We start from the raw sequence: 17,053 nt of genomic DNA on the forward strand, positions 1-17,053 counted from the left end.
GGGCAGGGCGACCTCGAGGGCGCGGGCGACCTGGAGCAGCAGGTCCTCGCGCCAGGGAGCGGCGAGGATCTGGACGCCGCCGGGCAGGCCGGGGGCGACGTCCTGGTGGAGCGGGAGCGAGATCGCCGGTCGACGCGCCGGACCGGATGCCCCATGAGCTGCCCCCTCGTCACGGAGCTTTCACGGTCTCACGCGTCGGGCCGTCACGCCGCGAAACAGGGCCGCTACTCCGCGACCAGGACCAGCACCGCCTGGTCGTCGTCCGTGAGGCCGCCCGCGAAGCCGTCGACGGCCGCGGTGACCGCGTCGAGAACCCGTTGCGCGTCGTCGGCCCCCGCCGTCGACCGCAGGGCGGCCACTAGGCGCTCCTCGCCGAAGAGGACGCCGGCCCGGTCGCGGGCCTCCAGGATTCCGTCGGTCACCAGGACCAGGTGGTCCCCGCTGCGCATGGTGAACGACTCCATGGTCAGCTCCAGATCGGGGGAGACGCCCAGGAGTTGGCCTGCCGGGCTGGGGCTGGTCACGGTGCCGTCGGCCCGCTGCAGCAGCGGCGGCGGGTGTCCGGCGCGGACCATGCTCACCGCGATGCCGTCGCGCACCCGGCGCAGTTCGGCGTAGATCAGGGTCACGAAGCTCTCGGTGCTGTCCGGCCGGGCGAGCAGCGCCTCGTTGACCGCCTCCGCCACCTTCCCCGGCGTCGGGAGCAGCGGCGCGACCGCGCGGGCGGTGTTGCGGACCAGCGCCGTCGTGGTCGCCGCGTAGGCGCCGCGACCGCAGACGTCGCCGATGACGAGGCCCCACCAGTCGCCCGGCAGCGCGAAGACGTCGTAGAAGTCGCCGCCGATGTCCAGGCCCTCGCCCGCAGGCCGGTACGAGGCCGCCAGGCGCGCCCCGGGGACGTCGGGCAGCGCGGCGAGCAGCAGACCGGCCTGGAGGTCGTGCGCCAGGCGCGCCCGCTGGGCGTGCTGACGGGTGGTCTCCGCTCCGGCGGCGGCGGTGCGGGCGAGCTCCTCGGCGAGCGCGATCGCGCGGGCCCCCAGCGGCCGGTCCACGGTCGAGATCAGCGTCAGCGCGCCGAAGGTGTGCCCGCGCGCGGTCAGCGGGACGCAGACCTGGCCGCTGATGTCGAGGCCGAGCTCCTGCCACGCGCCTCCGGGCGCGGTGTTGCCGATCTCGCTCCGGCCGCTCGCCAGCACGCGGCCGACCGGGCCGTCCTCCACGTGGGCCGAGCTCTCCGCCGCCAGCAGCGCCTCCACCCGCCGGGGCAGCTCGGGCGCGACGGCCACGGCCACCCTCCGGACGCGGCCCGACTCCATCACGTCGATCACGCAGACCGGCCCGAGGGCGGGCACCGCGAGCCGCGCCAGCCGCTGGAGGTTCTGCGGGTAGGACGCCTCCTCGCTGACCGCGGTACTGGTCCGGAGCACGAACTCCAGGTCGGAGCTGAGCGCGTGCTCGCGCTCGTGTGCCTGCCGCCGCGCGACCTCGGTGCGGTGGCGTTCGATGGCGAGGGCCGCGGTGCGCGTGAAGACGATGCTCAGGTCGAGATCCTCCTCGCGCAGGGTTCGTGGCGTGCGGTGGTACATGGCGAAGGTGCCCAGCAGGTCTCCCGCGTTGGAGAGGATCGGGGACGACCAGCAGGCCCCCAGCCCCGCGCGCCTGGCCAGGTCCCGGTAGTCGGCCCAGAGCGGGTCGGTGGCGATGTCGTTGACCACCACCATCTCGCGGCGGTACGCGGCGGTGCCGCAGGAGCCCTCGTGCGGGCCGATCGGGCTGCCGTCGACCATCTCGTTGTAGAAGGCGGGCAGACTCGGGGCCGCGCCGTGCAGCAGCCGGGTGCCGGTCTCGTCGAGCAGCAGCACGGAGCTGAGCACCTTGGGGGAGAGCTTCTCGATGGCCCGGCACATGCCGTCCAGCACCTCCCCCAGCGGCGCGTCGCGGGCGATCTGCTCCAGCAGCGCCTGCTGCTCGGCGGCCAGCTTGTGCGCCGCGTGCTGCCGGGTCACGTCGACGGCGAGGAAGGCCACGCCGCGCACCCGCCCGGCCCGGTCCCGGCGCGGCTCGAAGCTGAAGTCGAAGTACCGCAGGCGGCTTCTGCCGACCGGCCCCAGCAGCACGCCGGCCGTGCGCGCGACGACCGGTTCGCCCCGCAGGTAGACGGAGTCGAGCATGGGCAGCAGGCCCTGGTGCACCAGCTCGGGCACGACCTCCGCGACCGGCCGGCCGAGTACGTCCCTGGCCCGGCCGACGCCCACCGTCTCGAAGAAGGCCTCGTTGGCCCCCTCGACCAGATGGGTGGGGCCGCCGAGCGCGGCGAAGATCACCGGAGCGTGGGCGAACATGCCGGGCAGCGGGTCGGCGCCGATCGTGCCGATGCGGGGCCGTCCGGTCACCCCGGCCCCGCGCTCTCGGCTCCCGGGCTCCATGAGATCAGCCTGAACCCACCCACCCGGGGGAACAACTCGGCGGAGCCGCTCAGTCCGCTTCGGGGCCCGCCTCGGCGTCCGGGCGCGGTTCGAGGATCTCGCTGCCGTACATCTCACCCAGCGGGTCCGCGATCAGTTCGATGCGCGCGCCGTCGGGGTCGCGGAAGTAGAGCGAGACGTCGCTGTGCACCTCGTGGGCGACGCCCGCGTCGGCGACCCGCTGCCGGAGTCTTCGCCAGCGTCCGGGCTCGACCGAGATGGCGATGTGGTGCAAGCCGCCCAGCACCTCGGCGTAGGGGCCCACGTCCAGGCCGGGGAAGTCGAAGAAGGCGAGCAGGTTCTCGTTGCCGAGGTCGAAGAAGAAGTGCGAGGACCCCGGGTAGTCGCGGTTTTCGATCAGTTCGGTGAGGGGAAACTCCAGGAGGTCCTGGTAGAAGCGGATGGTCCGCTCCACGTCGCTGCTGATCAGCGCCGTGTGGTGGATACCGCGTGCGGAGGATGCGGGCCGGCGCCCGCGCGGGAGGAGATGGGCGGCGCGCAGCCGCTCGCGTTCGGCGGCCCGGGCGGCCACGGTCGCGGGATCGGGGGCGTTCATGTCGCCAGTGTCCCGCCTGTCCTTCCGCCGCGCCTCACCCGCGGCCCGCCGCCTGCGGGCCATGTTTTCGGACACGACCGGTTCACGACCGGGAATCGAGTGGGCCCCGTCACGCTTGACGCGCTGACCAGCGCTGTCTCTAGTGGGGGCTACCTACTGATGAACTTCACCCGGCGGCTTGCCGCCCTCCCTTCCGGACGCCGCAGCAAGTGGGTGATCCTGGCTGTCTGGATCCTGCTGCTGATGGCGCTCGGCCAATTAGCCGGAAAGCTCAACGGCGCCGAGAACAACCAGACGTCGAGCTGGCTGCCCGGCAATGCGGAGTCCACGAAGGTGGTGAATCTGCAGGGACAGTTCGTCTCCACGCAGACCATGCCCACCATCGTCGTCTACTCGCGTGACGGCGGCATCACCGCGGCGGACCAGGCCAAGGCCGCGTCCGACGCGCAGACCTTCGCCAAGCTCGACCATGTCGTCGGCCCCGAGACGCCGCCGCAGCCGTCGCAGGACGGCAAGGCGCTGACCGTGGCGGTCGTCATCAACCTGTCCAACGGCGGCTGGACCGACATCGGTTCGCTGGTCGACTCGATGCGCGCGACGGCCAACCACGGCGATCCGGGGCTGGTCGCGCACGTCGGCGGGCCCGGCGGCTTCGGCGCGGACCAGAGCAAGGCGTTCACCGGCATCGACGGCACGCTGCTCTACGCCACCCTGGGCATCGTGATCGTGCTGCTGCTGCTCACCTACCGAAGCCCGACGCTGTGGCTGCTGCCGCTGATCTCCTCGGGCCTGGCGCTGACCGTCGCCGAGGCGGTCATCTACCTGCTGGCCACCCATGCCGGACTGACCGTCAACGCACAGAGCGCGGGCATCCTGACCGTCCTGGTGATCGGGGCGGGAACGGACTACGCGCTGCTGCTGGTGGCCCGCTACCGGGAGGAACTGCGCCGGCACGAGGACCGTCACGAGGCCATGGCCGCCGCCCTGCACCGCGCCGGTCCGGCCATCCTGGCCAGCGCGGCGACCGTCGCGGTGTCGATGCTCTGCCTGACGGCCGCCCAGATGAACTCCACCCGCGGCCTCGGCCCGGTCTGCGCCATCGGCGTGGGTGTCGCGTTGCTGGCGATGCTGACGCTGCTGCCGGCGCTGCTGGTGATCTGCGGGCGCTGGGTCTTCTGGCCGTCGCGGCCGCGCTTCGGCTCCGCCGAGCCGACCGAGACCGGTCTGTGGGCCCGCGTCGGCGGCTCGATCTCGCGTCGCCCGCGGTTCGTCTGGATCGGCACCACGGTGGTGCTGGGCGCGCTGGCGCTGGGCCTGTTCAGCCTGAAGGCGAACGGCCTGAGCGACATGGGCACCTTCACCAACAAGCCGGACTCGATCACCGCCCAGTCCGTGATCGACGCCCACTACCCGGCGGGGACCGGCTCGCCGCTCCAGGTGGTCTCCGACGCCTCCGCCGCCGACCAGGTCGTCACGGCGCTCAAGGGCGTCCCCGGCGTCACCGGCGTCACCACGCCCAAGGTCAAGGGCGATCTCGCCTACTTCACCGGCACGCTGACCAACGCGCCGGACAGCACCGCGGCCGAGAACACCGTCGACGCGGCCCGCGCCGCCGTCCACGCGGTCCCCGGCGCGCACGCGCTGCTCGGCGGCGACACGGCGGTCAAGCTGGACGTGGCCCGGGCCTCCGACCACGACAACAAGGTGATCATCCCGCTGGTGCTGGTGGTCGTGCTGCTCATCCTCGGCCTGCTGCTGCGGGCGGTGGTGGCGCCGATCGTGCTGATCCTGACGGTGGTGCTGTCCTTCGCGGCGGCGCTGGGCGTCAGCGCGTTCGCCTTCCAGCACCTGTTCCACTTCCAGGGCGAGGACAACGCGTTCCCGCTGTTCGTCTTCGTCTTCCTGGTCGCGCTCGGCATCGACTACAACATCTTCCTGATGACGCGGGTGCGCGAGGAGTCGGCCCACCGGGGCACCCGGACGGGCTCGCTGGCCGCCTTGGCGGCGACCGGCGGGGTGATCAGCTCGGCGGGTCTGATCCTGGCCAGCACCTTCGGGGTGCTGGGCACGCTGCCGATCGTCAGCTTCGCCGAGATCGGCTTCGCGGTCTGCCTCGGCGTCCTGCTGGACACCTTCGTGGTCCGATCCGTCCTGGTGACGGCGCTGGCCATGGACCTCGACCACCGGCTCTGGTGGCCGAGCCGGCTCGGCCGCGGCGCGGAGCACGAGGTGGTCGCCGCGGGCCGGGTGCCGAACCGGTCCCGGCAGCGCAGCGGGCAGCGTCGCTGACGCGAACCGCGGGGACGTGAGGGCGTCCCGGGCACACGGCGCGGCAGCTGCGAACTCGCGGCTGCCGCGCTGTCGTTCGTGCGCCGTCGTTCGTGGGTTGGGGCCCGGCCTGGTCAGGCGTGCAGCCAGGAGACCGGGAAGGAGGTGCCGCTGAGCGCGCCGTCCTGGGTGAGCAGGACGCCGCCGCGTTCGAGGTTGGTGGTGTTCACCGTCCCGGCGGAGGCGAACGCCTGGCCGTTGGCGGTCACGTCGCTGAACTGGACCTGGTGGAAGTCGGGGCAGGCCGGGATGCCGGCACTGCCGATCGCCTCGACGATGACCTCGGCCGAGCTGAGCGGCGCGCTCGCCAGCGTCTTGGTGTAGGTCTTGGTCCAGCCCCGGGTCGGGTCGGCGAGGGTGAGCGTGAACGAGCCGCTGCCGTTGGTCGTCACCGAGGACGTCATGGTGTCGCCGGCCTTGACCGTCTCGGTGAAGTAGATGGAGTTCGCCGGATACATCTCGACCCACGGGTTGTACTGCACGGCGCCCTTGCGGGTGCAGACGGCGTCGAGGCCTATCTGCTCGACGCTGCTGCTGCTCCATCCGTCGAGGCCGGACCAGAAGGATATGTCCCCCGAAGTCGCCGAGCAGTCCAGCGCCGGGACGGTCCAGTCGCCCGTGACGGTGCGGTAGGTGCCGCCGGTCACGGCGTAGCCGCCCCAGTTGGAATCGCCGCTCGCGTGGCGGTCGATCCGGTGGCTCAGGTGCGGCGCCGGGGCGGACGTCCCGGCCGCTGAGGCGGTGCCGACGGCCGGGACGGTGAAAGTGGCGGCGAGGCCGAGCGTGAGGAGCGCGGCCGAGATGGTGCGGCGCATGGTTTCCCCTGTCAACATGCCTGTCATTCAGGCGTTCTGGCGGTGCGACAGAGAATTCAGACTGATCCTGGCCATGTCAATGGCCGAGGGGATTGTTTGTGTGACTATTCGACGCGGGCGTGGGTCTCGTGGACGCGGCGTGGTCAGGGTGTGGGGCCGGGGAAGTCCGCCATCGGGCAGGAGCTCGGCTGGGACGGGTCGTACTGGTGGATGCCGATCGCGATGCCCGCCTGCGAGTTGCCGGTCAGCGGGGCGTCCCCGACGAGCACCAGCGCGTGCCAGCCGGTCTGCTCGGCCGTGTACAGGGTGCAGTTGTCGACCACCTTGGTGCTCTGCGCGGCGGCGGCCGTGCCACGGCCCTGCGTGTAGGTCGACGACTGGCCCGGGGTGGCCTCCAGCAGGTAGAGCGACTGGGCCGCCGTCGGCGTGCTCGCCCAGAAGGACTGGCCCGCGGTCAGGTAGATGTCCGAGATCGACGCGACCTGATTTCCGTTCAGCACGGAGAAGGCGATGTCGGGGTCGCCTGCTCCAGTCGTGCCGTGGTGGGTCGGCGTCGGGATGGTGGTGACCTTCGCGCCGTACTGCGCCTCGACCCAGTACGAGCCCGCCGTGTGCTGGACGACCTGCGGGTACCAGGTGCCGAACGGATTCGTGCCCGCGTTCGAGTCCACCGCGACGAAGTTGGTCCGGTTCGCCCCCAGGTTGCTGCCGCCGACGGGGCCCCCGCCCGCGTTCAGCAGGCTGAGCCCGTAGTTCGCGCCCGAGGACGGCTGGACTGCGGCGACCGACCAGTAGTCGTACGACGTGGTGTAGTTGTATCCCTGGGCCACCGTCGAGGAGACCGCGGTCCCGCTCGGCAGCGCACCCCCCGCCCAGGCGGTCCCCGAGAAGCCGAGCGCGGTGGCAGCCGCGACCGCCGCCACCGTGAGCCACCGTCCGGATCTTCTCGCGTGCGGTCTTCCTGCGTTCATGAGCGTCTCCCCTGCGCCGTGCGCCCGGGGCGAGCCCCCGGACCTACTGCACGGGACGCTGCCAGAGCTCGACCCGGTTGCCCTCCGGGTCGGTCACCCAGCCGAACCGGCCGACACCTTCCATCTCCTGCGTCTCCTCGGCCACGTCGGCTCCCTTGGCCCGCAGCTGAGCGAGCATCGCGTCCAGGTCGCGCACCCGGAAGTTGAGCATGGTCTGCTGGGCGCGGGAGCCGAAGTAGTCCGTCCCGGCCTCGAACGGCGCGAACACCGTCGGGCCCGCCTCCTGCCGCCACACGCCGTTCTCGTCCGCGTCCAGGCCCAGGCAGTCCCGGTACCACGCGCCGAGGGCCTCCGGGTCGGAAGCCCGCAGGAAGTACCCACCGATTCCCAGCACACGTTCCATGCCGTCATCCTGCCAGCGCGACGGCACGCCGAGCCGGTCCGCGTGCGTGTCGCAGCGCGGACCTCTCGCGTCCGCCGCCGACAATGAGCCGTGGCAACGGCTCCTGAGCAGGGCGGTCCGACCCCGTCGGCCGCGGAGGGCGGCCCGGCGCAGCGCGGTGAGCACTGGTGGCCGGTGGCGCTCGCGGTGCTGGTGGCAGCGGCGCTGCACGTGGCCCTGCCGGCCGCGTACCGGACCTCGCCGCGCTGGTTGGTGCCGGCGGCAGTCCTCACGTTGCTGGCGGCGCTGATCGTCGGGGACCCGGGGCGGATCGACCGGCGCCGTACCTGGCTGCGCGTGGTCACCAGCCTGCTCATCATCGCCATCACCACGGCGAACCTCTTCGCCGCCGGAAAGCTCGTCGCCGAGATCCTGACGAACAACAAGCTGTATGCGAACAACGCGATCGGCCTGCTCGCGACGGGCGGGGTGATCTGGGCGACCAACATCATCGCCTTCGGTCTCTGGTACTGGGACCTGGACCGCGGCGGCGCGGCGGCCCGCGCGCACCAGCCCTTCGCGAACCCGGCGTTCGTCTTCCCGGAGATGCAGCGCGGCGGCTACGGGGCGCCGGACTGGGTGCCTGTCTACGTCGACTACCTGTCGCTGGCCTTCTGGACCGCGACGGCGTTCAGCCCGACCGACGTGTCCGCGATCAAGCCGTGGGCCAAGCTGTTGATGATGACGCAGGCGGCCGTCTCGCTGGTGGTGGTCGGTCTGGTGATCGCCCGGGCCATCAACATCCTTTCCTGACTGGTCGTCCGGCGGCCCGGCGGCGCACTCTGGATACGACCCGCCATATGTACGACGCGCTCTGTCTGCGGCACACTCGCCTCGCCCGGTCTCCATCCGTCCCTCCTCGAACGAAGCCAGCCATGAGACTGCATCCCGCTCCCGCCACCCCCCACCCGCGCGGACTGCCAGTGAAGGCCTCCGCCGTCACCCTCGGCTTCGCGATGCTGCTCTCGGGCTGCGCCGCCGCCCTCGCCGGTGACACCGTGCGGACGCCCGCCGCCGAACCCGCGGCCGACACCGTCGCCACCTGCACGAACGCGAGTCAACTCGCCACCTGGTCCAACAAGCGGCTGGCCATGATGACGATCGCGGTCCCCGTCCCGGAGACCACGCCCTCCGCCGTCACCACGGAGGTCGCCGCAGGGGCGGGAGCGGTCCTGCTCTTCGGCAGCTCCGCCCCGTCCAACCTCGGCTTCCAGCTCGCCACGCTGCGCTCGCACGTGCCGGGGCGGCTGGGACTGCTGGTGATGACCGATGAGGAGGGCGGGGGCATCCAGCGGATGGCCAACCTGGTCGGATCGCTGCCCTGGCCGTCCTACATGGGCGCGCACTGGACGGCGGCCCAGATCCAGGCGAACGTGGCCGCCGTCGGCAAGAAGATGGCCGCCGCCGGGGTGAACGTGGACCTCGCGCCCGTGGCCGACGTCGACGGCCGCAACGTCGCGCCCGGCGCGACCGATCCGGACGGCTGGCGCTCCTTCAGCGGCAACACGGCGGTCGCGGCCCGCGACACCGTCGCCTATATGAACGGCCTGCGCTCGGCCGGGGTGATCCCGGTACTCAAGCACTTCCCCGGCCTCGGCGGCGCGAGCTACAACACCGACGACGGGCCCGCGCACACCCTGCCGTGGGCGACGGAGAAGACCGTCGCCCTCCCGCCCTTCACCTCGGCCATCGCCGCCGGGGCCCCCTCTGTGATGATGTCCAACGCCACGGTTCCGGGGCTGGCGACCAATCCGGGCGGCCTCTCGCCGACCCAGATCACCTACGAGCTCAAGGGCAAACTGGGCTTCCACGGCCTGGTGATGACCGACTCGCTGACCGCCAAGGCCGTCTCCGCGGCAGGCTTCGGCGTCCCGGCGGCGGCCGTCCAGGCGCTGAACTCCGGGGCCGACCTCGTCATGTTCGGCCTCGTCTCCAACGTGAGCGGCGAGACGAACGCGATCTCCACGGCGATCACCGACGCCGTCGGCAGCGGCCATCTCCCCCGGGCCCGCCTCATCGACGCCGCCGGGCAGGTGCTGGCCGTCCGCCACGTCAACCTCTGCTGACCGAACCGCCGCGCGGCCCGTGCCGCCTAGGATCGGTGGTCATGGTTGACTTCTACCCTCCGACCGGTCCCTACGACAGTGGCTACCTCAACACCGGAGACGGCAACCGCATCTACTACGAACAGCTCGGCAACCCCGAGGGCAAGCCGGCCCTGAACGTCCACGGCGGGCCGGGCTCGGGCGCTCCGCAGCGCCCGACCCGGGCCTGGGACCCGGAGCGCTACCGCGTCATCCGCTTCGACCAGCGCAACTGCGGCCGCAGCACCCCGCACGCCAGCGACCCGGCGGCGGACATGAGCCTCAACACCACGCAGCACCTCATCGACGACATGGAACGGCTGCGCGAGCACCTCGGCATCGAGCGCTGGCTGCTCAACGGCGGGTCCTGGGGCTCCACCCTGGTCCTGGCCTACGCGCAGCAGCATCCCGAGCGGGTCACCGAGATGGTCATCCCGGCCGTCACGACCACGCGCCGCTCCGAGCTCGACTGGCTCTATCGGGGCGCGGCCCGCTTCCATCCGGAGGCGTGGGAGCGGTTCCGCGACGGCGTCCCGGAGGACGAACGCGACGGGGACCTGCTCGCCGCCTACGCCCGGCTGATGGAGAACCCCGACCGCGCGGTCCGGGAGAAGGCCGCCGCGGACTGGCTCGCCTGGGAGGACGCGGTGATCTCGGGCGAGCCCAACGGGGTGCCCGGAATGTACAGCGATCGGGAGGTCGACGCGCAGATCGCCTTCGTCCGGATCTGCGCCCACTACTTCAGCAACGGCGCCTGGCTGGAGGAGGACCAACTGCTGCGTGACGCCCACAAACTGGCCGGCATCCCGACGGTGCTGGTGCACGGCCGCCACGACATGGGCTCCCCGCCGCAGACGGCCTGGGAGCTGGCCAAGGGCTGGCCGGAGGCCCGTCTCCACATCATCGAGGACTCCGGCCACGCGGGCAGCGAGGCGCTGAGCAAGGTCGTCCGAACCGCCATCGAGGAGTTCAAGGACCGCTGACCGCCGTCCCGCTGACCGCCCTCCCGCTGAGCGCCGTCCCGCTGGCTCATCCCGTCCGCCGCTCAGGCTGACCGCGGCCTGGGGTCTGCTGGCCCGAACGTGCTGTTCTTCGCCCGCGGGCGTTGCCCCCGGCGGCGGCGGATCGTTGGCCATGCATGACCAATCTCCGCCGTCGCATCCTCGCCACCGCCGCACTCGCCGCAGGAGCTGCCGCTCTCGGCGCCGCCACTCCCGCGTCCGCCGACGCGGCGGGGGCCCCGCACGACGTCCAGCACCTGTCGCAGAACATGTCGCCGACGAAGCTGGTCACCGGCGGCGCCCTCACCGGCGCGGGCGCGCTCACCGGCGGGATCGGCATGGCCCCGACGGCACTGGGGATGCTGCCCGGCGCGGTCGGCGGCCTGGGCATGCTCCCCTGACGCACCACACACCCCTGACCGACCCCTGTGCGTCCCCCCGCCGAGTCCGTCCGGGCAGCCGATCGGCGGGTCCGGGGGCGGCCCGCCGCTGGCTACGCTCCATGAGCGTCCGGTCCGGTCGGTCCCGATCGGAGCCGGCCCGGTCGGCCGGGGACGGAGGGGCGCGGGTGGAGTTGGAGCTGCGGCATCTGCGGGCGTTGTGCGCGATCGCGGACGCGGGGAGCGTCAGTCGCGCCGCCGCCGGGCTCGGCTACTCGCAGCCGGCCATGAGCACGCAGCTGCGGCGGATCGAGCGGCACTTCGGGCAGGCGCTGTTCGAGCGGAGCCCCCGGGGGGTGGAACCGACGCCGTACGGCGCGGAGGTGCTCGGCCGGGCGCGGGACGTGCTGGCGCGGATGGACGCGATCGGCGGCCACCCGCCCGGGGAGGCGGCATCCGCGGAGGCGTGCCGGACGTTGCGGCTGGCGGCCACCAACTCGCCCGTGCTGCCCGGGTTGGTGTCCCGACTGCGCAGTCGGGCGCCCGATGTGGGGCTGCGGGTGAGCAGCGTCTACTCCTCCGCCGACATCGTCGGCCTGCTGGAGCAGGGCGAACTCGACGCCGCCGTCGCGGCGGACTACCCGGGCCTGGACCTGCGGCACTCCGACGCGGTCCGGCACCGCGGCATCGTGACCGAGCCGTCCTTCGTGGCGCTGCCTGCCCGTCACCGGCTGCGGCACCGGAGCGAGATCGAGCTGGCCGAACTGGCCGACGACGCCTGGTTCGTGACGCCCGACGACGGCGCCGGCTGGCCCGGGGTGTTCCACTCGGCCTGTGCCCGGGCCGGTTTCGCCCCCGCGACGGTGCACGAGTTCCTTGGCGACCAGCTCCAGTTGCAGCACATGATCGCCGAAGGCCTGGGCGTCTCGGTGGTGCAGGCGACGCTGCGGCCGATCGCCGGAGTCGTGGTCAAGCCCCTGGCCGGCACCCCGCTGTGGTGCCGCTACCTGCTGGCCTGGCGGAGCGAGGGCGTGCCGGACGAGCTGGCGGAGTCGCTCCACGCCGCCGCGACCGCGTCCTACCGGGACCTGATCGCGCAGGCGGCCCACTTTCAGGCCTGGGCGGCGCGAGGCTGACCCCGCGAGGCCGGCCGCGAGGCCGACTGGACGGCCTCGGCGTTATGTCCGTTCGCCGCCATATGCTATGTCACACCTCATTGTGGAGCCGCGGGGGGCGGTGAGACGGTGCCACACACGCCTCAGCTCCCGCTCCGAGGCGCATCCGTGCACCGCCCGTGAAGGAGTGACGATGCGTCACCGATTGCCCCTGTCCAAAAGACTGGCCCTCGCCCTGATGGCGGGGGCGGCCTGCGTCGGGCTGCTCGCGGCGCCCAGCCTCGCCGCGGCCACCGCCGACCCCGGCCCCGCGCACATCCGTGACGCACGCCTCGGTGACGCGCAATCCCTGGTGGGCCGGGCCCGCCCGCTGCCGCCGACCGCGGCGCGCACCGGCGGGACCGGCGACCGGGCGGCGGTGCAGACCGGACGCCTCACCGCGGCCCAGCTCCCGCCGCACGCCCCGCCGACGTCGCCGACGTCGCGGCCGGGGACGGCCGTGCAGCCCGCGACGGCTTCCTGCACCCCCGCGGACTTCGGCGGCCGCACCGGAGCGGCGCTGGTCTCCTTCGTCGAGTCCTCGACGACCGACTGCGTCAACACCCTCTTCGGCATCACCGGTCCCGGTGCGGGCGCGGTGTTCCGGGAGAGCCAGATGACCTCCATAGCCGACGCCTTCGCGGCGGCCGCGGCCGGGTACGCGGGCGACGACTCCAAGGGCATCTGGCAGTTGGTGCTCTTCCTGCGCGCGGGCTACTACGTGCAGTACAACGACGGCGCCGACGTGGGCGCCTACGACGCCGCCCTCACCTCGGCGGTGGCCCGCGGCATCGACGCCTTCGCCGCCTCGCCGCACTTCGGCGACGTCAGCGACGCGAACGGCGAGGTCGCCGGAGACGTCGTGGTGCTGACCGACAGCGCCGATCTCCAGGCCCGCTATCTCGGCCTGTACCAGCGGGTGCTGGACGGCTACAGCGCCGCCTACGACTCCTCCTGGTACATGGTGAACTTCGTCAACGACGTCTTCACCCCGCTGTACCGGGGCCACCAGTTCCCGGACTTCGTCACCGCCGTCACCGCCGACCCGTCGGTGATCCGCACCCTCGACGCGTTCGCCCTGCACCACACCGCCCTGCTCGGCACGGCCGACGCGTTCCTCGACGCCAACGCCGGGGTGGAGACCGCGCGTTTCGTCGAGCACCCGGCGCTCCAGGGCACGGTGCGGCCGCTGGTCAAGGGGCTGCTCGAGGTCTCCTCGATCACCGGCCGGACCGCGCCGCTCTGGGTCGGCGTGGCCGGCCTCGCCGCCGGCGAGGACCAGGCCGACTGCGGCTACTACGGCGTCTGCGACCTGACCCGGCAACTGACCCGCGCGGCCCTGCCGATCAGCCACACCTGCGACGCCACCCACACGATCCAGGCCCAGGCGCTCACCCCCGCCGACCTTGCGGCCGTCTGCGCCAGCCTGCGCGGGGAGGACCCGTTCGTGCAGAAGCTGGTCCAGCGGACCCGGGCACTGCCCCACCAGTACGAGAACACCGTGACGTTCGTGGTGTTCGCCAGCCCCGGCGACTACCGGACCTACGCGGGCGCGATCTTCGGGATCGACACCGACAACGGCGGCATCACCCTCACCGGCGACCCGACCGACCCGAAGAACCGGCCGATGTCCATCGTCTACCAGGAGCCGAAGGCCGACGGCTTCACGGCCCGGGTCTGGAACCTCAACCACGAGTTCACCCACGACCTCGACGGCCGGTACGACATGCTCGGGGACTTCTCCGCCGAGACGACGGTGCCGGACGTCTGGTGGATCGAGGGCGTGGCCGAGTACGTCTCCTACACCTACCGCGGCGTCACCGACACCGACGCGGTCGCCGAGGCGGCCAAGCACACCTATGCGCTGAGCACGCTGTTCCAGAACACCTACGAGAACAGCGACGTGACCCGCACCTACCCGTGGGGCTACCTGGCCGTCCGGTACATGGTCGAGAAGCACCCCGCGGTCGTCCAGCAGATGCTGGCCCGCTTCCGGGTCGGCGACTTCAAGGGAGGCTACGCCGTCTACGCCGGTCTCGGCACGCGCTACGACGCCGACTTCGACCACTGGCTCGACGCCTGCGCGGCGGGCGCCTGCGCGGGCGCCGGCTCGCCGACCGCCGCGTTCCGAGCCGTCGCGAGCGGCCTGACGTTGCGGCTGTCCGAGCGGTCGAGCGACGTCGGCAAGGCCCGGATCACCTCGTACGCCTGGGACTTCGGCGACGGCACCCACTCCGCCGCGGCCGCGCCCACCAAGACGTACGCCAAGCCGGGCAGCTACCTGGTCACCCTCACGGTGACCGACTCGAACGGCCGCACCTCGACCGCCTCCCAGCGCGTCACGGTCAAGGCACGGCGGCCCTGAGCCCGCTCGCCCCGGCGTCGGGAGGCGAGGTCCTCCCGACGCCGGGGCGAGAGGGTGCGGCCTGGGTCAGCTGTCGCTCAGCTCCACGCCGCCCGCCGCCTCGGACAGCGCGGAGGTGGAGCGGTGGGCCCGGCGGCTTCGGCATGTCTGCTGCGCGGTATGAATCGGTTGTGATCAGCCACCCTGTGGCAGGGTGGTTTGAAGTTGCTGTGTGCGGCATGAGAGCTTCTGACCTGTGACGGACATCTGGACACCTTCGTGGTCACGTCGGCGCTTTCTGGGCGGCGCGGCGCTTCTCGCTTCCCTGGGCTCGTTCGCGACCGCGTGCGGCAGCACCGGGGGCAAGCCCTCCTCCGACGCCGCGGGGTCAGGTCCGTCCGCGACCGCCTCGGCGAGTGCGCCCGCCGGCAGCGGTGTGGACGCCGAGCTGATCGCCCGGCGCTACCCGGGGCTGAAGCCGTTCGCGCCCGCACCGCCCCCGCCCGCGGTCAAGCCCGTCACGCTGAGCGCGGCGCACCCGCTCGTCTTCTCGCGCGTCCCGATCACCGAGAAGGTCGTCTTCGTCACGATCGACGACGGCGTGGAGAAGGACCCGGCCTTCATCCAGATGGTCAAGGACTTCCAGATCCCGCTCACCCTGAGCCTGGCGGACACCCTGATCAAGGACGACTACCGCTACTTCGCTGAGCTGTTCGCGACGGGGTTCGTGTCGATCCAGAACCACACCGTGACCCACCCCCTCGCCATGCCGAGGCTGTCCGCCGCGCGTCAGCTGGAGGAGATAGCCGGGCAGCAGGAGAAGCTGAAGCGCGAGTACGGCACGACGCCGTACATCTTCCGGCCGCCGGGCGGCAACTACAACGCCACCACCGTCGCCGCCGTGAAGGAGGCCGGGCTGCGGGGCATGATGCTGTGGAAGGAGTCGATGGAGATCCACGACATGCAGTACCAGACCGCCTCGCACCGGCTTCGCCCCGGCGACATCATCCTGTGCCACTTCCGCGGTCCGGCGCAGCTCAAGGGCGAGACCATGGTGCAGATGATGGCGAACCTGTACCGCCACATCCAGGGCCAGGGCTTCACCGTCGCGGACATCACCCACTACGTCTGACGGCTCACGGAGCGGGCGCGAAGCCCAGCGGGTTGTTCGGCAGGCCGCTCATCGCGCTGGTCATGGCGTCGTGCCAGATCGGCCCCGCGGTGAGGTAGCCGTAGGCCGGGTCGTAGCTCTGGCCGCCGATGTCCACGCCGTTGAGGGAGTTCAACGGGTGGTTCGGGTCGGTGACCACGGTGGCGTCGGAGAGCTCGGCGGTGTAGCCGGCGAACCAGGCCTGCGCCTCGCTGTTGGTGGTGCCGGTCTTGCCCGCGTCCGAGTACGGGATCGCGATGGTGGCGCCGGTGCCCTGGTCGGAGACCACCGAGTGGAGCAGCGTGTTGACCTGCTGCGCCACGCTCGGCGAGAGCACCTGGTGGCAGTCGCCCGAGGGCACCGGCAGGCTCTTGCCCTGCGCGTTCGTCACGGACGTGAGGGCGGTCGGGGCGCAGTAGGTACCGTTGGCGGCGAAGGCCGCGTAGGCGTCGGCGATCTGGAGCGGGGTCAGGTCGTTCACACCGAGGGTCAGCGACTGCGCCTGGGCGATCGGCTCCAGCGCGGTGCCGGAGGAGTCGACCATGCCCTGGCTGCCGAGACCGAGGCTCTGCGCCATGTGGACGACGTTGCACAGACCCGCCTGGGCCTCCAGCGGGACGAAATAGGTGTTCACGGAGTCGGCCATGGCCTTGACCATGGTGATCTCCCCGTAAGGGGTCGGCGTGTCGTTCTCGTCGCCGCCGACGGCCGGGTGGACCACGCCGTTGCAGTCGGTCATCGCCGGGTAGTCCGCGTGGGCGGGGGAGTCGATCTGGTAGCTGAGCGGGTAGCCCTGGGACAGCGCGGTGGCCGCCGTCACCGCCTTGAAGACCGAGCCCGTCTGGAAGCCCTCGCCGCCGCCGTGCAGTCCGTCGACGTTGTAGTTGATCTCTGTCTCGTTGTCGCCGGTCCCGAAGGGGCGGCTCTGCGCCATCGCCAGGATCCGGCCGCTGCCGGGCTGCACCATGCTGGACACGGCGACGGCCTTGTCACTGGCGTAGACGTGACCGTGCATGGCCTGCTCCTCCGCGGACTGGTCCTGCGGGTTGAGCGTGGTGTTGATCCGCAGTCCGCCCTGGTCGAACAGGGCCTGCCGGGCCTGCGGGGTCGCGCCGAAGACGGGGTCGTCCAGCAGCACGTGCTCGACGTAGTTGCAGAAGAACTCCTCGCCCGGCACGGCGGTGATGCAGCCGGTCCTGGGGACGGTGACCTTGAGCCCGAGTGGGGTGGCCTTGGCCTCGGTGGCCTGGGCCTTGCTGACGGTGCCGTAGGTGGCCATCGCGTCCAGCACCTCGTTGCGGCGGGTCAGCGCCGCCGCCGGGTCCTGCACCGGGTCGTAGGCCGACGGCGACTGGACCAGGCC

General features: G+C 72.0%; 14 protein-coding genes. 8 read left to right on the plus strand and 6 right to left on the minus strand.

What is annotated here, in order from left to right; all coding sequences use genetic code 11:
- Positions 1 to 224: 224 nt before the first annotated feature.
- Together TR48_RS06020 and TR48_RS06025 are read right to left on the minus strand one after the other, a co-directional pair.
- Positions 225 to 2,426, minus strand: a complete 2,202-nt coding sequence (locus TR48_RS06020) for a SpoIIE family protein phosphatase (protein ID WP_042364822.1) — start codon at positions 2,424 to 2,426, stop codon at positions 225 to 227.
- 49 nt (positions 2,427 to 2,475) lie between these two features.
- Positions 2,476 to 3,021: a VOC family protein gene (locus TR48_RS06025; RefSeq protein ID WP_042364823.1), complete on the minus strand. Its 546-nt coding sequence runs from the start codon at positions 3,019 to 3,021 to the stop codon at positions 2,476 to 2,478.
- A gap of 159 nt (positions 3,022 to 3,180) precedes the next feature.
- Between TR48_RS06025 and TR48_RS06030 the strand changes: the two genes are divergently transcribed.
- Positions 3,181 to 5,310 (plus strand): MMPL family transporter, encoded by a 2,130-nt coding sequence (locus tag TR48_RS06030; protein WP_042364824.1) that lies wholly within the window; start codon positions 3,181 to 3,183, stop codon positions 5,308 to 5,310.
- Between the two features lie 113 nt (positions 5,311 to 5,423).
- On the opposite strand, the gene TR48_RS06035 is transcribed toward TR48_RS06030, so the two are convergent.
- The 3 genes from TR48_RS06035 to TR48_RS06045 form a co-directional block, all read right to left on the minus strand.
- The gene (locus TR48_RS06035) at positions 5,424 to 6,182 is read right to left on the minus strand and encodes a G1 family glutamic endopeptidase (protein WP_161789779.1); all 759 of its coding nucleotides are present in this window, start codon (positions 6,180 to 6,182) and stop codon (positions 5,424 to 5,426) included.
- Between the two features lie 125 nt (positions 6,183 to 6,307).
- Positions 6,308 to 7,135: a hypothetical protein gene (locus tag TR48_RS06040; RefSeq protein ID WP_152627816.1), complete on the minus strand. Its 828-nt coding sequence runs from the start codon at positions 7,133 to 7,135 to the stop codon at positions 6,308 to 6,310.
- 43 nt (positions 7,136 to 7,178) lie between these two features.
- Positions 7,179 to 7,538 (minus strand): VOC family protein, encoded by a 360-nt coding sequence (locus TR48_RS06045; RefSeq protein ID WP_042364884.1) that lies wholly within the window; start codon positions 7,536 to 7,538, stop codon positions 7,179 to 7,181.
- Between the two features lie 90 nt (positions 7,539 to 7,628).
- Between TR48_RS06045 and TR48_RS06050 the strand changes: the two genes are divergently transcribed.
- From TR48_RS06050 to TR48_RS06080, 7 genes are all read left to right on the plus strand, one after another.
- Positions 7,629 to 8,330: a hypothetical protein gene (locus TR48_RS06050; RefSeq protein WP_052442429.1), complete on the plus strand. Its 702-nt coding sequence runs from the start codon at positions 7,629 to 7,631 to the stop codon at positions 8,328 to 8,330.
- A 122-nt stretch (positions 8,331 to 8,452) separates the two neighbouring features.
- Positions 8,453 to 9,643, plus strand: a complete 1,191-nt coding sequence (locus TR48_RS06055; protein WP_161789780.1) for a glycoside hydrolase family 3 N-terminal domain-containing protein — start codon at positions 8,453 to 8,455, stop codon at positions 9,641 to 9,643.
- Between the two features lie 41 nt (positions 9,644 to 9,684).
- A complete protein-coding gene (pip, locus tag TR48_RS06060) occupies positions 9,685 to 10,644 on the plus strand; it encodes a prolyl aminopeptidase (protein ID WP_042364828.1) in 960 nt (319 codons plus the stop codon).
- 155 nt (positions 10,645 to 10,799) lie between these two features.
- Positions 10,800 to 11,063, plus strand: coding sequence for a hypothetical protein (locus TR48_RS06065; protein ID WP_042364829.1), 264 nt, complete (start codon positions 10,800 to 10,802; stop codon positions 11,061 to 11,063).
- Between the two features lie 167 nt (positions 11,064 to 11,230).
- Positions 11,231 to 12,178: a LysR family transcriptional regulator gene (locus TR48_RS06070; protein ID WP_042364830.1), complete on the plus strand. Its 948-nt coding sequence runs from the start codon at positions 11,231 to 11,233 to the stop codon at positions 12,176 to 12,178.
- 172 nt (positions 12,179 to 12,350) lie between these two features.
- Positions 12,351 to 14,561, plus strand: a complete 2,211-nt coding sequence (locus tag TR48_RS06075) for a collagenase (RefSeq protein WP_084728875.1) — start codon at positions 12,351 to 12,353, stop codon at positions 14,559 to 14,561.
- Positions 14,562 to 14,796: 235 nt separating this feature from the next.
- Positions 14,797 to 15,672 carry a polysaccharide deacetylase family protein gene (locus tag TR48_RS06080; protein WP_236652028.1) on the plus strand — a complete coding sequence of 292 codons (876 nt, stop codon included), beginning with the start codon at positions 14,797 to 14,799 and terminating at the stop codon, positions 15,670 to 15,672.
- A 4-nt stretch (positions 15,673 to 15,676) separates the two neighbouring features.
- On the opposite strand, the gene TR48_RS06085 is transcribed toward TR48_RS06080, so the two are convergent.
- A partial coding sequence (locus tag TR48_RS06085; RefSeq protein WP_161789781.1) for a transglycosylase domain-containing protein occupies positions 15,677 to 17,053 on the minus strand: 1,377 nt, incomplete at its 5' end.

Source organism: Streptacidiphilus neutrinimicus, assembly GCF_000787815.1.
GTDB classification, from domain to species: domain Bacteria; phylum Actinomycetota; class Actinomycetes; order Streptomycetales; family Streptomycetaceae; genus Streptacidiphilus; species Streptacidiphilus neutrinimicus.